A 14,884-nucleotide genomic window follows, 5' to 3' on the forward strand; every position below is an offset into this window, starting at 1 on the left:
CGGGAAACTTGTTATGAACTTAACCCTTTCCATTTCCCACTTTACGAAGTTCATTCTTTTCTGTATGCTTATAGATAGAGGTGGTCTGACCACTTATACTCATGTTGAATTTCAGAGGAGCCCATTATGCAGAAACCAAAACCTCCATCGAAAATGTTTCTTGATATTGTCGGTGAACTTAAATCGATTATTAAAGAAGAAGGCATTATAACGGGTGGTAAATTACCGTCGGAACGGGAATTGGCAGAGCGGCTACAGGCAGGAAGGTCTACGATACGCGAAGCATTACGAAGTCTGGAACTACTTGGACTCATCGAAACACGACGGGGAGAAGGGACATTCCTAGCAGATTTTAAGAAACATCAACTTGTTGAAGTTCTTGCGGCATTTATCATGCAACAACCTGACTCTATTAGCGATGTACAAAAGACACGTAGGATTCATGAAAAAGCTGCGATTGTGTCGGTTTGCAAGGATAGCGCATTACATACCTTGCCTGTATGGGAAAGTTTACTCGCTAAAATCGAGTTGGATGGGGAAATTCTTCGTGAAGATGTTATTCGAGAAATGATTGTTGCAACTGGGAACAGATTATCTTTGAAAATCTGGTTTTTATTGAAACAATATAGCAAAGTTCCGTTTGATAAAATGACGGGCGTTAGTGAAAAAGACATCGTTAAGAGTTTACTGGAGAATTTGCACCAAGGCACTGAAGAGAAAACGCTGGAAGCCTATTCGGAATGGATAGAACTAGTTGAAGGGGAAAGAGGGGAAAAAGAGGAATGATTCGGGATATATTCATGAAAAACAAAAAGAAGAAGACAACAATGACGATTCCTTCTACTGATGCAAAAAATGATGTTCCGGAAGGGATTATGACAAAATGTCCGAAATGTAAACATATAATCTTAACCAAAGATCTGATGAAGACGATGAAGGTATGTCCAAAATGCGATCATCATCTGAAGATGACAGCGTACGAAAGGGTGAATTGTCTTTTTGATGAAGGATCATTCGAGTCGATGGATGATCATTTGAAAACTGAGAATCCGCTTAACTTTCCAGGCTACACCGAGAAAGTCGAATCGGATGCCAAGAAGACCGGTTTGAATGAAGCAGTTCTTACAGGAACAGGTAAAATCGATGGGCATGTAGTTGTTGTTGCGATAATGGATTCCCACTTTCGTATGGGGTCAATGGGATCCGTTGTTGGAGAGAAAATTACACGCGCAATCGAAAAAGCGACGGGACTTGGAATTCCATTGATCATCTTTTCAGCAAGTGGTGGCGCTAGGATGCAAGAAGGTGTGTTATCACTTATGCAGATGGCGAAAACGAGTGTTGCGCTAAAACGCTATGCAGAAAAAGGGCTATTGTTTATTTCTGTTATGACCCACCCGACAACAGGGGGCATATCAGCAAGTTTTGCATCCGTGGGCGATATTAATATTGCTGAGCCAAAAGCACTTATCGGATTCGCTGGCAGACGGGTTATCGAACAAACGGTCAGGGAGAAGTTACCCGACGATTTCCAAACCGCAGAGTTCCTTCTTGAGCACGGACAGTTGGATGCAGTTGTTCACCGCGCAGAAATGAAGAAAATACTGTCGAGGATTCTGCGACTTCATGTGAAGGGGGGGAACTGAAGTGAGTAAAACGTTGACATTCGAAGAACCAATCGTCAAACTACGTGAAAAAATCAAAGAACTAGAGGATTTCACAGAGACCAATTCAATCGATTTATCTGACGAAGTTGAAACGCTCAAAAATCGGTTGAAAAACTTGGAAAAAGAAATATACGGGAACATGGAAGCATGGGATCGAGTCCAAGTGGCAAGGCATCCTGAGCGTCCGACATCCCTTGATTATATCGATGCGTTATTTGAAGACTTCATGCAGTTGCATGGGGACCGAACGTATGCTGACGACGCAGCAATTGTTGGTGGAATCGCTTCGTTCGACAAGACGCCAATAACAGTCATTGGTCAACAGCGTGGGAGAGATACAAAAGAGAATGTGAAACGAAATTTCGGTTTGCCTCATCCAGAAGGCTACCGGAAAGCACTACGTCTTATGAAACAAGCGGAGAAATTCAATCGTCCGATTATTTGTTTCATCGATACGAAAGGCGCTTATCCGGGGAAGGCAGCTGAAGAGCGTGGCCAGGCCGAAGCGATTGCTCGAAACCTTGTTGAGATGGCGGGACTTACAGTGCCAGTCATTTCGATTGTCATAGGCGAAGGAGGCAGCGGTGGAGCGTTGGGGCTTGGCGTCTCTAATCACATTCTTATGCTTGAGAATTCATGGTACTCGGTTATTTCACCAGAAGGGGCGGCTTCTATTTTGTGGAAAGATTCTTCTCTTGGGAAACAGATGGCTGAAGCTATGAAGATAACGGCACCTCATTTGAAAGAAATGGGAATTATCGATGATATGATTCCCGAAGTTCTTGGGGGCGCACATCGTGACCCGAAAGCACAAGCTATATATATTAGGGATGCAATCCGTGCTTCATTGGAAAGCTTAGGATCAATGAATGGAAAAGAGCTTGTTGAGAATCGATACATGAAATTCCGCGGAATCGGAGTCTTTTCAGAATAATAGGGATGCGGGTGACCGCATCTTTTCGTGATTCATTGAAAGAATTAGCGATAAATTGTAGGGGTGAATGTAATGAAGAAAATTGCTGTTTTGACAAGTGGAGGAGATGCGCCGGGCATGAATGCAGCTGTCCGTGCGGTCGTAAGGAAGGCAATTTACGAGGGGCTTGAAGTGGCGGGTGTTTTCAATGGCTATCAAGGATTGATTGAAGGGAAAATCGAACTTCTGCAACTTGGCTCGGTAGGTGACATTATCCAACGTGGCGGAACGATGCTTCGCTCAGCTCGAAGTGAAGAATTTAGGACGATTGAAGGCCGCGAGAAAGCCATGAAACAGTTGAAATTGAATGGCATTGAAGGTCTTGTCGTCATTGGTGGGGATGGTTCGTTCAGGGGAGCGTTAGAACTGACGGAACTTGGATGTCCATGTGTCTGTGTTCCCGCAACGATCGATAATGACATCAATGGTACACAGTTTACAATCGGTTTTGACACGGCGTTGAATACAGTTATTGATGCAATTGACAAGATTCGTGATACAGCAACTTCACATGAACGAACGTTCATCATCGAGGTGATGGGCCGTAATGCGGGAGATCTTGCGTTATGGTCGGGCCTTGCAGGAGGGGCTGAAACCATTTTAATCCCTGAGGAAAAGTATGAGTTACCTGCTATTATAGAACGTTTAAAAAGCGGTACAGGTCGTGGGAAAAGGCACAGCATCATCGTGGTCGCGGAAGGGGTAATGTCGGCTGCTGAACTTGCCGAACGCTTAAAAGTCGAGGCGGGGATTGAAACGCGTATATCTGTACTAGGACATATCCAACGTGGAGGTTCTCCTTCTGCACGTGACCGTGTCATCGCAAGTCAGTATGGTGCAAAAGCAGTCGAGGTTTTGAAAGAAGGACGTGGAGGTTTAGCAATTGGCATGCGAAATCATGTGGTGGTAAACTATGATTTAAAAGATGTTTTTGAAAAACCGAACGTCTTTGACGTGGAAATGTACAAACTGTCCAGGGAATTATCAATTTAATAATTTGTTCAATAATAGTAAAAGAGGCGATAGTTGATGAGGAAGACAAAAATAGTCTGTACAATCGGACCTGCAAGTGAGTCACCAGAATTACTAGCTCAACTGATTGATGCAGGCATGAATGTTGCGCGCTTGAATTTTTCTCATGGGGATCATGCAGAACACAAAGCGCGTATTGACACGATTAAAAAAGTATCGCGTGATAAAGGAAAAGTTGTCGGTATTTTGCTGGATACGAAAGGACCTGAAATTAGAACCCATTCTATGGAAAATGGTCAAATTGATCTTATTACAGGACAGAAAATTGCTATTTCTATGACAGAAGTCGAAGGGAATAAAGATGTGTTTTCTGTCACTTATGACAAACTTATTACAGATGTTGAAGAGGGTGCTGTCATTCTCTTGGATGACGGTCTAATCCAACTCGAAGTGACTGGGAAAGATGAAGGATCTGGACTTATTCATACATTAGTAGTCAATTCAGGGACATTAAAAAACAAAAAAGGTGTCAACGTTCCAGGTGTTTCTATTCAACTTCCAGGGTTGACTGAAAAGGATGCAGCGGACATCTTGTTTGGAATAAAAGAAGGCGTCGATTTCATAGCTGCGTCGTTCGTTAGACGTGCTTCTGATGTAATGGAAATTCGTGCACTTTTAGAGAATAACAATGGCGGACATTTGCAAATCATTCCGAAAATCGAAAATCAAGAGGGTGTCGATAATATTGATGAAATTATCAATGTCTCTGATGGCCTCATGGTAGCGCGTGGCGATCTTGGTGTGGAAATTCCTGCTGAGGAAGTACCACTTGTTCAAAAGAAGTTGATTGAAAAATGTAACAAAGAAGGAAAACCGGTAATTACTGCTACACAAATGCTAGATTCCATGCAACGTAATCCACGCCCTACACGTGCAGAAGCGAGTGATGTGGCAAATGCGATACTGGACGGAACCGATGCAATCATGTTGTCAGGGGAAACGGCTGCTGGAATCTATCCGGTCGAATCCGTTCTAACGATGGACAGGATTGCACGTACGACAGAAAATGCAATCGATTACCGTTCTGTTGTCTCTGTGCGTCGACGTGAAAAAGAAGGCAATATGACGGAAGCAATTGGGCAAGCTGCAGCCTACACAGCTATTAATTTGAAAGTGAAAGCGGTTCTTGCGCCGACTGAAAGTGGCCATACAGCTAAAATGATTGCTAAATATAGACCAGGTTGCCCAGTCATCGCCGTTACGTCTTCCGAGACTTGTTCAAGAAAACTGACCCTAGTCTGGGGAGTTTACCCGATTGTCGGACAAAAGGTAGAGTCAATCGATGAAATTTTACAAGAATCGATTGAAGAAAGTGTTAAACATCAATACGTAGGTCATGGGGATGTTGTCATCATTACTGCGGGCGTTCCTGTTGGTAAAGCTGGGACGACGAACTTGATGAAGATTCATGTCATTGGCGATATGCTTGCGCGTGGGCAAGGGATTGGTAAGAGTGTCGCTTACGGTCGAACGGTTGTAGCCAAAAATGCAGAAGAAGCATTGGCGTACGATATGGAAGGGGCAATTCTTGTAACAAACGCTTCTGATCGGGATATGATGCCTGCTATTGAAAAATGTGCGGGTCTTATCACAGAAGAAGGCGGACTGACAAGCCATGGCGCAATTGTAGGACTTAGTCTTGGTATACCAGTTATCGTAGGAATTGAAAATGCTACAGAGATTATCCGACATGGCACTGAAATCACGATGGATGCTGAATCGGGCGTAGTTTATAATGGACGCGCTAGCGTACTCTAAGCTAATTATCAAAAGGCTGCTTCCGAAAGAACTCGGCAAGCAGCCTTTTTAGGAGGTTAATGTATTTATGAAATGGATTATGCTTGCTTTCATCGTTGTACCGACTTCGGAATTTGCGTTAATCATCTATTCTGGAAAAACACTAGGTTTGATTCCAACGATTTCAATTATTTTATTGACAGGGATAGGGGGTGCGTATCTCGCTAAACGACAAGGTATGAAAGCGTTGACTGAATTTAGAAGACGGATGGCGACTATGGAGACACCTGGGGATGCGCTGATTGATAGTGTTTGTATTCTCATTGGAGGTATTTTGCTGCTTATGCCCGGCTTCATAACGGATTTCATCGGCTTTCTCTTATTATTCAGTGGCCCAAGAAATAGTATCCGGCCAATCATCCAGAAATGGCTCTATAAAAAGATGAAGAATGGCCGTATTGTCATGAGTTAAACAAAGGATGTTGTTTAACTTTCAGTGCGGCAAAAAGAAGGAATGGCGTGAGTAAAATACCGGGTAACCCAAACAGATAGACTGAACAAGCCGTTATGAAGAATGCATGGATGGGTTTCAATTGGAACGTGGAAGCCCACATATAGGACTCCGCCATTTGACGTGTCGTCAGGGTGAATAGATAAAGTAAGATGAGAGAAATCCCGACGTACATGTTATTTGTATAAAGGAAAAATGCGGCCATAGGTAGAAAAAACAAACCTATTCCAAGAAACGGTAAACTATCTGCTAGAGAAACAAGAAAGGCGTTTCCAACCGGTGAATCGAACCGTAGGAAGAAGAATCCAACTGTAATGATTGTGAATGTAAGAAGAAATAACCGAGCTTCTACTGATAAGAAAGTCCCAATCAGTTTACCGGCTTCTAAAAACATCCTTCTCGCGGGTTTGCGAATAGTGGTGGGAAAATAGATGAGAAACCAAAAACGGTTTTTTCCGGATTCACGTAAAGCAAAAAAATAGGCAACAAGAAAAATAAATAAGCTGAACAATTGTTGAAAAACAGTGCTAATCAGTGAAACCGCATACTCTAAAATTGCATGTCCGTACTGTACAACTTTTTCTTCGAGGATAGCAAAAAGTTTGCCTGCAAAATCGGTATTCTTCGTAAATGGCTCAATTTGACGTTCGATAGCAGGAACGGTATCAATGAGGCCGTGGAGAGCAATAAAAGTGAAAGCACCAAAAAGAAACAGCATAAGTACCATGACAAAAAGTGTTGCAATTGTCAAAGGAATTCTCGTCATTGAGCGGACGGATGAAAGTATGGGAGCCGTGAAATAGGCAATAATAATTGCGATGGCTGCGGGAGGAACAGTGAAAATGACGATTCCAGTTAAAATGACAGGAAGCCATTTAATGAAAATTGTGCGAAAAACTTGTTGACTATGGTGGTTTTTCGACATTTTACGCCCCCTTTTTACACTATTAAAAACAAAAATAGGCGTTTCCATTCCCAAAGGGGACTAAATTGATTATAATGGACGATGTAAGCATTTTGGATAGGTATCCATTATAAGCAGATTGGCCGTCCTTATCTTTTTTTCAGAACTGAACGGCCATACTGAAAGAAGGAGCGATTCACATGACATCAACCAAAGGGTTGGAAGGAGTCGTAGCGACACAGTCCGCCATCAGTTCCATCATTGATGACACACTTACATATGTCGGCTATGACATTGACGATCTCGCAGAGAATGCCAGCTTTGAAGAGGTAATTTATCTTCTTTGGCACCAACGTCTACCGAAAGATGCAGAACTTGCAGAGTTGAAAAAACAGTTGGCAGACAATATGTCAGTTCCGCAGGAAGTGCTTAATCATTTTAAAACGTATCCAATCAAAGAAGTTCATCCAATGGCTGCGCTAAGAACTGCAGTATCTCTTCTTGGATTATACGATGACAAAGCTGAAGATATGTCCGATGAGGCAAACTACGAAAAAGCGATTAAGTTGCAAGCGAAAATTGCTACTATTGTTACTGCATTTGCACGAATTCGTAAAGGCCTAGAACCCGTGGCACCAAAAGCGGGTATTAGCTATGCTGAAAACTTCTTGTTCATGCTTTCTGGGAAAGACCCAGAGGCGATTGCAATTGAAGCACTTGACAAGGCACTTGTCCTTCACGCTGATCACGAGCTAAATGCATCAACATTCACTGCGCGTGTTTGTGTTGCGACGCTCTCAGACATGTACTCCGGTGTTACAGCTGCAATCGGAGCACTTAAAGGCCCCCTTCACGGAGGCGCAAATGAGCAAGTGATGAAAATGCTGATGGAAATCGGTTCTGAAGATAAAGTCGAAGCATACATCAAAGAAAAACTTGCGAATAAAGAAAAAATCATGGGCTTCGGACACCGTGTTTACCGTAAAGGTGATCCACGTGCGAAACATCTTCGCGAAATGTCTAAACGATTGACTGAACTTCGTGGCGAAGAAAAATGGTATAACATGTCCGATAAGATTGAAGAAATCGTGACGGGCGAAAAGAACTTGCCACCAAACGTTGACTTTTATTCGGCATCCGTTTATCACTCATTGGGTATTGATCACGACTTGTTCACACCAATCTTTGCAGTTTCACGCGTATCTGGTTGGATTGCGCATATACTTGAACAGTATGCAAACAACAGACTAATTCGTCCACGTGCTGATTACACAGGACCTGGAATGCAAAAGTACGTACCAATCAACGAACGATAATATAAGAATGAGTAGTGCGACATAGATATATGTGGGCCTATGATTTTGAAATTAGGAGGAAATTAATAATGACTAACAATGGCAAAATCACAGTAACTAATGGTGTATTAAACGTTCCTGATCACGCAACAATCCCTTTCATCATCGGTGACGGAACAGGTCCGGACATCTGGAACGCAGCTTCACGCGTTTTGGAATCTGCTGTTGAAAAAGCATACGATGGTAAGAAAAAGCTTATCTGGAAGGAAGTACTTGCGGGAGAAAAAGCATTTAACGAAACTGGAGAATGGCTTCCGCAGGCAACACTTGATACGATTGACGAGTACTTAATTGCTATCAAAGGTCCACTTACAACGCCAATCGGTGGCGGATTCCGCTCATTGAACGTGGCACTTCGTCAAGAGTTAGATCTTTATACTTGTCTACGTCCAGTTCGTTACTTTGAAGGTGTTCCTTCACCAGTTAAACGTCCTGAAGACTGTGATATGGTTATTTTCCGTGAAAATACAGAAGATATCTACGCAGGAATTGAGTACAAAGAAGGTACTCCAGAAGCGAAGAAAGTAATCGACTTCTTACAAAATGAAATGGGTGTTAAAAATATTCGTTTCCCTGAAACTTCTGGGATTGGTATTAAACCTATTTCTGAAGATGGCACAAAACGTCTTGTACGTGCTGCGCTTAACTACATCATTAAAGAAGGCCGTAAATCATTGACGCTCGTTCACAAAGGGAATATCATGAAATTCACTGAAGGCGCGTTCAAAAACTGGGGCTATGAAGTTGCTGAACAAGAATTCGGCGATAAAGTTTTCACATGGAACCAATATGATGTAATTAAAGACGCTGAAGGAACAGATGCTGCGAACAAAGCACAAGCTGACGCAGAAGCAGCTGGTAAAATCATCGTAAAAGATTCGATTGCTGACATCTTCCTTCAACAAATCTTGACTCGCCCGAAAGAGTTTGACGTTGTTGCAACGATGAACCTAAACGGTGACTATATTTCTGATGCACTTGCTGCGCAAGTTGGCGGAATTGGTATCGCACCTGGTGCGAACATCAACTACTTAACGGGTCATGCAATTTTCGAAGCAACACATGGTACTGCTCCGAAATATGCAGGACTTGATAAAGTAAACCCTTCTTCAGTCCTTCTTTCAGGTGTCTTAATGCTTGAGCACCTTGGATGGAACGAAGCAGCAACGATGATCACTGCTTCAATCGAGAAAACGATTGCTTCGAAAGTTGTAACTTATGACTTTGCACGTTTGATGGATGGTGCAACAGAAGTTAAAGCATCTGAGTTCGCTGATGAATTGATTAAAAATCTATAACATTTAAAGATTAACCGTATAAGCAGAGGGGGCTTGTCCTCCTCTTACATAGTTGAACCTACATTAAAAGGGGAGTTTCTTATGACAATGAAACGTAAAAAAGTCTCAGTTATTGGTTCTGGTTTTACAGGTGCTACTACAGCATTCCTCCTTGCTCAAAAAGAACTTTGTGACGTGGTTATCGTCGATATTCCACCAATGGAAAATTCGACAAAAGGGAAAGCGCTCGATATGCTTGAAGCTGCTCCGATACAAGGTTTCGATGCAAATATTATTGGAACTTCAGATTACGCAGATACAAAGGATTCTGATATCGTCATCATCACAGCGGGTATTGCACGTAAACCAGGTATGAGCCGTGACGATCTTGTTCAAACGAATCAAAAAGTCATGAAAATTGTAACAGCTGAAATTGTAAAGCATTCTCCTAACACAACAATCATCGTATTGACAAACCCTGTTGATGCAATGACGTACACAGTATACAAAGAATCAGGTTTCCCGAAAGAACGCGTAATCGGACAATCAGGAGTTCTTGATACGTCACGTTTCCGTACGTTCGTTGCACAAGAGTTGAACTTGTCTGTTAAAGATATTACTGGTTTCGTACTTGGTGGACATGGCGATGACATGGTACCACTTGTACGTTATTCATACGCGGGCGGCATTCCACTTGAAACATTAATTCCTGCTGAACGACTTGAAGAAATCGTTAACCGAACACGTAAAGGTGGAGCAGAAATTGTCAACCTTCTTGGTAACGGTTCTGCATATTATGCACCAGCAGCATCACTTGTTGAAATGGCTGAAGCGATTTTGAAAGATCAGAAGCGCGTACTTCCTTCAATTGCATACCTTGAAGGTGAATATGGTCTTGATGGCATTTATATAGGCGTTCCGACAGTGCTTGGTGCTGGCGGAATCGAAAAAATAATTGAACTTGAATTGACTGACGAAGAAAGAGCAGCACTATCCAATTCTGCTGAATCTGTTAGGGCAGTTATGAAAGTTCTTGCGTAATAAAATCTTTAAAAATCGAGTAGCTTCTGCTACTCGATTTTTTTTCTGATTATTGTTAAACTTGAACTGTTACGATTGATAGGGAGTGTTGATGGTAGATGAGTTCAGATAAAAAGAAAATTTTAATAGTCGATGATGAGCAACCGATTAGAACGTTACTCGAATACAATCTTAGACAAGCACAATATGAAACAGTTTCTGCGGCAGATGGGGAAGAAGCAGTCCTGAAAGCAGAAACTGAAAAACCAGATTTGATAGTGCTCGATTTAATGCTGCCAAAGATGGATGGAATCGATGTTTGCAAAACGTTAAGGCAGCGCGGGATTGATATTCCCATCATCATGCTAACAGCTAAAGGTGACGAGTTAGATAAGGTGCTCGGATTAGAGATTGGCGCAGATGATTATATGACGAAGCCGTTTAGCCCTCGTGAGGTCGTAGCGCGTGTGAAGGCAGTTTTAAGACGTAGTGGTGACTGGACAAATCGCACTGACGATAAAGGGGTTCTAAGTTCTGGTTTATTAACCATCCATCCTGAACAATACGAAGTTTATTTAAATAAAGTTGAACTAGAATTCACTCCGAAAGAGTTTGAGTTACTGGTTTATTTCATGCAGAATAAAAACCGAGTTCTTTCGCGAGATCAACTTTTGAGTGCAGTTTGGAACTATGACTTCGCTGGAGACACAAGGATTGTTGATGTTCATGTAAGTCATTTACGTGAGAAAATCGAAAAAGATACTAAGAAACCAGTTTTCATTAAGACAGTGAGAGGAATTGGCTATAAATTTGAGGAGCAGAAAGCGTGAGGAGAGATCTCTATTCTCGTCTCGTAATTGCGTGCGCTATACTACTCTCGGTTCTACTAACTGGTCTTGGTATAGTTCTAGGTCAGTTTTTCCCATTGTTTATAGATGATATCAATCTTCATTTGCATAGGAAGTACTGGATTTATCTTATTATGACGTTACTTATTGCATTCGTATTATCCTTATTCATGGCCGCTCGAATGATGCTTCAATACGCTAGGCCGATAGATAAAGTGACAAGAATAGCGATTCAACTTGCACAGGGAGATTATCTTGCCCGGGCACAGACAGATGATCCTGAATATGACACTGAACTAGCAGTTGCGATAAATAAGATTGCAAGCAATTTACAGGAGATGTCTACACTACGGATAATGGAAAAAGAACGATTGAAGACATTAATTGAGAGTATGGGTAGCGGACTACTTATGTTTGGTCGTGAAGGTGCAGTTAATCTTGTAAATCGCGTATTTGAAAAGACTTTCGGATTTTCAAAAGAAGAAATTCTTGGCAAGACTTTTAAAGATCTTGAATTACCACCGGCTATTGAAAAGTTAATTGAAGATGTATTTATGACAGAACAAGTTCATGCAAAACAGGTCAGAATAGATGCAGGGGGCACTCTTTACTATATGAGTGTTTACGGGGCACCTGTAATTGGTCTGCATGGCAACTGGCTTGGAATCGTCGTCGTCATGCATGATATCACTGAACTTGTTCATCTTGAGGAAGTAAGAAAAGATTTCGTTGCAAATGTTTCACATGAACTTCGGACACCTGTCACCTCCATCAAGGGATTTACTGAAACATTACTTGATGGGGCTATGAATGAACCTGAAGTTTTGAAGGATTTTCTTGAAATTATTCAAAAAGAGAGCGACAGATTACATCTTTTAATTGATGATTTACTAGAATTGTCGGGAATGGAAAGGGAAGGATTTTCCCTGCAATACGCATTTATTAATGTAAAAGAAGTAATGGATGACGCGTTGAAGATTACTTCAGGAAACTTTGAACGGAAGGGGATTTCCCTTGTTTTAGAGATTCAGGGAGATCTCATTATCGAGGCAGATGCGGACCGACTTATTCAGGTAATGGTAAACCTTCTGTCAAATGCAATTAATTATTCGAAAGAACAGACGAAAGTCATCATTTCAGGAACTAAATCTGGAAGTAACGTGGCCATTGATGTTACTGACGAAGGGATTGGTATTGAACAATCCCAACTACCACGGCTATTCGAACGGTTCTATCGTGTGGACCGTGCTAGAAGCCGGGATTCGGGAGGAACGGGACTTGGCTTAGCGATTGTCAAGCATTTAATCGAAGCGCACGGTGGTACAATCGATGTCGAAAGTACGATCGGTGTAGGGACGACATTCCGTATCCAACTTCCAATACGAAAGAAGATATGAACGATCCAATAACTAGGGATCGTTCTTTTCATTTCGTTGAATATGAAACTTTCAATTCGTTCATACGTATAAAAGATATATACATAGAGAGAAAGGGGCTTTTTTAATGAGCGCACGTCGAATAGCAACCGCTATGGGAATGGTGATTTTGGGCTTTTTCTTACTAATCATTGCCTTCACAACTTGGTACACAGTTGATGAATCCGAACAGGCTGTCGTTATCACGTTCGGTAAAGCAGATACCACCATCACAGATTCAGGACTTCATTTTAAATTACCATGGCCGATTCAAAAGGCGGAAGTACTATCAAAAGAGACGTACAGTCTTCGGTTCGGCTATAAGCAGGATAAGAGTGGTGATCTTGTGTCTTATGATAAAGAAACGAAAATGATTACGGGGGATGAATATATCGTCCTCACCGATTTGGTTGTCCAGTGGAAAATCACTGAACCCCAGAAATACTTATTCAACGCACAAAATCCACAAGAAATTCTGCGGGATGCAACTTCGGCTTCCATACGATCGGTTATCGGAAGTTCTACAATAGATGCAGCATTGACAGATGGAAAAGCGGAAATTGAAGCGAAAACGAAGGATTTGCTTGCATCATTAATTAAGAAATATGATATAGGAATTATTGTTCAAAGTGTCAAGCTCCAAGATGTGGAGTTACCTAACGCCGAAGTCCGGGCCGCATTCACAGCAGTGACAGACGCACGTGAAACGTAAGAAACGAAAATAAACGAAGCACAGAAATATGAGAATCAGAAGGAAAGTGAAGCAATCGGTGAAAAGGATGCCGTCAAGTCACGGGCAAGCGGTCAAAAAACCGCACGTATCGAACAGGCACGCGGGGATGTCGCACTTTTTAATAATTTACATGCAGAATACTTGAAGAATAAAGCAATCACTCGTCAACGATTAATCATTGAAACGCTTGAACAAGTGCTGCCAAAAGCTAAAATCTATATCATGAATGATAATGGAGAAACCGTAAAATATTTACCGTTGCAGCAATTGGAAAACCAGACACCTCCACCAGTGGAAACGACTAAGGAAGAGGGTGGAAACTAATGACGAACGAAAATAATCCGTTCAAAAGCATTGAAGAAAAATTCCTTGAACGTCAGCGAGCGAAGCAGAAAACAAAAAGTCCGTCAACACCAGGTTCCGTTAAAATGCCAAAAGCGCCCATCGAAGTGAAAAAATACGCGAAACTCGCAGTTGGTATTACTATCATTTTCGCACTCGTACTCATTTTGGTAGCCAATGTCTATATTGTTAAACAGGACGAATACAGGATCGTTCGCCAATTTGGTGAGATCAAGCGGGTTGTGAAAGATCCAGGCATCAATATGAAAATTCCATTCATCCAAAGTGTGACGACCTTACCAAAAAGCCATATGACTCATAACGTTTCGGAAGAGGAGATTAATACCAAGGACAAAAAGCGAATCATCATTGATAACTATGCGGTTTGGAGAATCACAGATCCAGAGAAAATGATTTCAAATGCGCGTAATATTGTCAATGCTGAAATGCGGATGGAAGAATTTATTTATTCTGTCGTCCGAACGGAACTAGGTCAGCTCAAGTATGTCGATGTTGTCAATGATGGAGACTCTTCGCGTGGAAATCTGAATGATCGTGTCACAGAACGTGTCAATGAATATCTAAACGAAGGGAACTTTGGAATCGAAGTTGTTGACGTCCGTATGAAACGGATTGATCTTCCAGAAGAGAACGAACAATCAATTTATACGCGGATGATCTCAGAACGGCAATCAATCGCTCAAAAGTATCTATCTGAAGGGGATGCCGACAAGCAGCGAATTGAAGCGGAAACAGACCGCAAAGTACAAGAAATGCTAGCGACGGCGAAGAAAGAAGCCGCCGTCATTCATTCTGAGGGAGAAGCAGAAGCGGCAAAAATTTATAATGATTCCTTCTCAAAAGATCCTGAGTTCTATAATTTGTATCGTACACTTCAGTCGTATTCGAAAACAATTGGCGAAGACACGATGATTATCATTCCTGCCGAATCGCCGTATGCTAAAGTACTAACGGGTTATTTACAATAAAGAAAACAGCAACCATGTACCTTAAGGGGTCACTTGGATGTGGACATTTTGATAAGGGACGTCATTTTCATTTCTTCTCAC

Annotated in this window: 13 protein-coding genes and 1 pseudogene; 13 read left to right on the plus strand and 1 reads right to left on the minus strand. The window is 41.9% G+C overall.

Features of this window, described 5'->3' with window-relative positions; all coding sequences use genetic code 11:
* Positions 1–126 precede the first annotated feature (126 nt).
* From H4683_RS07290 to H4683_RS07315, 6 genes are all read left to right on the plus strand, one after another.
* Entirely contained in the window at positions 127–786 is a 660-nt protein-coding gene (locus H4683_RS07290) for a FadR/GntR family transcriptional regulator (protein ID WP_192598196.1), read from the plus strand.
* The gene (gene accD, locus H4683_RS07295) at positions 783–1,646 is read left to right on the plus strand and encodes an acetyl-CoA carboxylase, carboxyltransferase subunit beta (protein ID WP_192598197.1); all 864 of its coding nucleotides are present in this window, start codon (positions 783–785) and stop codon (positions 1,644–1,646) included. Before H4683_RS07290 ends, accD begins: the two co-directional genes overlap by 4 nt.
* 1 nt (position 1,647) lies before the next feature.
* Positions 1,648–2,601: an acetyl-CoA carboxylase carboxyltransferase subunit alpha gene (locus H4683_RS07300; protein WP_192598198.1), complete on the plus strand. Its 954-nt coding sequence runs from the start codon at positions 1,648–1,650 to the stop codon at positions 2,599–2,601.
* Positions 2,602–2,673: 72 nt separating this feature from the next.
* Positions 2,674–3,633 carry a 6-phosphofructokinase gene (gene pfkA / locus H4683_RS07305; protein WP_192598199.1) on the plus strand — a complete coding sequence of 320 codons (960 nt, stop codon included), beginning with the start codon at positions 2,674–2,676 and terminating at the stop codon, positions 3,631–3,633.
* A 36-nt stretch (positions 3,634–3,669) separates the two neighbouring features.
* Positions 3,670–5,430, plus strand: coding sequence for a pyruvate kinase (pyk, locus tag H4683_RS07310; protein WP_192598200.1), 1,761 nt, complete (start codon positions 3,670–3,672; stop codon positions 5,428–5,430).
* Between the two features lie 67 nt (positions 5,431–5,497).
* Positions 5,498–5,881, plus strand: coding sequence for an FxsA family protein (locus H4683_RS07315; protein ID WP_192598201.1), 384 nt, complete (start codon positions 5,498–5,500; stop codon positions 5,879–5,881).
* On the opposite strand, the gene H4683_RS07320 is transcribed toward H4683_RS07315, so the two are convergent.
* Positions 5,871–6,845, minus strand: a complete 975-nt coding sequence (locus H4683_RS07320) for an AI-2E family transporter (protein WP_192598202.1) — start codon at positions 6,843–6,845, stop codon at positions 5,871–5,873. The genes H4683_RS07315 and H4683_RS07320 overlap by 11 nt on opposite strands.
* 179 nt (positions 6,846–7,024) lie before the next feature.
* Here H4683_RS07320 and citZ point away from each other — a divergent pair, with 179 nt between their 5' ends.
* From citZ to hflC, 7 genes and pseudogenes are all read left to right on the plus strand, one after another.
* Positions 7,025–8,140: a citrate synthase gene (gene citZ, locus H4683_RS07325; protein ID WP_192598203.1), complete on the plus strand. Its 1,116-nt coding sequence runs from the start codon at positions 7,025–7,027 to the stop codon at positions 8,138–8,140.
* A 68-nt stretch (positions 8,141–8,208) separates the two neighbouring features.
* Positions 8,209–9,477 carry an NADP-dependent isocitrate dehydrogenase gene (icd, locus tag H4683_RS07330; RefSeq protein ID WP_192598204.1) on the plus strand — a complete coding sequence of 423 codons (1,269 nt, stop codon included), beginning with the start codon at positions 8,209–8,211 and terminating at the stop codon, positions 9,475–9,477.
* Between the two features lie 81 nt (positions 9,478–9,558).
* The gene (gene mdh / locus H4683_RS07335) at positions 9,559–10,497 is read left to right on the plus strand and encodes a malate dehydrogenase (RefSeq protein ID WP_192598205.1); all 939 of its coding nucleotides are present in this window, start codon (positions 9,559–9,561) and stop codon (positions 10,495–10,497) included.
* Positions 10,498–10,595: 98 nt separating this feature from the next.
* On the plus strand, positions 10,596–11,306 hold the full coding sequence (locus H4683_RS07340; RefSeq protein ID WP_192598206.1) for a response regulator transcription factor: 711 nt from the start codon (positions 10,596–10,598) through the stop codon (positions 11,304–11,306).
* Positions 11,303–12,721, plus strand: coding sequence for a two-component system histidine kinase PnpS (gene pnpS / locus H4683_RS07345; RefSeq protein WP_192598207.1), 1,419 nt, complete (start codon positions 11,303–11,305; stop codon positions 12,719–12,721). The genes H4683_RS07340 and pnpS overlap by 4 nt, the downstream gene beginning before the upstream one ends.
* A gap of 106 nt (positions 12,722–12,827) precedes the next feature.
* Positions 12,828–13,796 (plus strand): annotated as a pseudogene (gene hflK, locus H4683_RS07350) (FtsH protease activity modulator HflK).
* Positions 13,796–14,803 (plus strand): protease modulator HflC, encoded by a 1,008-nt coding sequence (gene hflC, locus H4683_RS07355; RefSeq protein WP_192598208.1) that lies wholly within the window; start codon positions 13,796–13,798, stop codon positions 14,801–14,803. Before hflK ends, hflC begins: the two are co-directional and overlap by 1 nt.
* Positions 14,804–14,884: the final 81 nt, after the last annotated feature.

The sequence above is a fragment of the Sporosarcina limicola genome, assembly GCF_014873855.1.
Taxonomy (GTDB): domain Bacteria; phylum Bacillota; class Bacilli; order Bacillales_A; family Planococcaceae; genus Sporosarcina; species Sporosarcina limicola.

Coding starts and splice junctions, on each gene's coding strand:
- H4683_RS07290 (WP_192598196.1), top strand. CDS start 127: ATGCAGAAACCAAAACCTCCATCGAAAATGTTTCTTGATATTGTCGGT.
- accD (WP_192598197.1), top strand. CDS start 783: ATGATTCGGGATATATTCATGAAAAACAAAAAGAAGAAGACAACAATG.
- H4683_RS07320 (WP_192598202.1), bottom strand. CDS start 6,845: ATGTCGAAAAACCACCATAGTCAACAAGTTTTTCGCACAATTTTCATT.
- hflC (WP_192598208.1), top strand. CDS start 13,796: ATGACGAACGAAAATAATCCGTTCAAAAGCATTGAAGAAAAATTCCTT.
- pfkA (WP_192598199.1), top strand. CDS start 2,674: ATGAAGAAAATTGCTGTTTTGACAAGTGGAGGAGATGCGCCGGGCATG.
- pyk (WP_192598200.1), top strand. CDS start 3,670: ATGAGGAAGACAAAAATAGTCTGTACAATCGGACCTGCAAGTGAGTCA.
- icd (WP_192598204.1), top strand. CDS start 8,209: ATGACTAACAATGGCAAAATCACAGTAACTAATGGTGTATTAAACGTT.
- mdh (WP_192598205.1), top strand. CDS start 9,559: ATGACAATGAAACGTAAAAAAGTCTCAGTTATTGGTTCTGGTTTTACA.
- H4683_RS07340 (WP_192598206.1), top strand. CDS start 10,596: ATGAGTTCAGATAAAAAGAAAATTTTAATAGTCGATGATGAGCAACCG.
- citZ (WP_192598203.1), top strand. CDS start 7,025: ATGACATCAACCAAAGGGTTGGAAGGAGTCGTAGCGACACAGTCCGCC.
- H4683_RS07315 (WP_192598201.1), top strand. CDS start 5,498: ATGAAATGGATTATGCTTGCTTTCATCGTTGTACCGACTTCGGAATTT.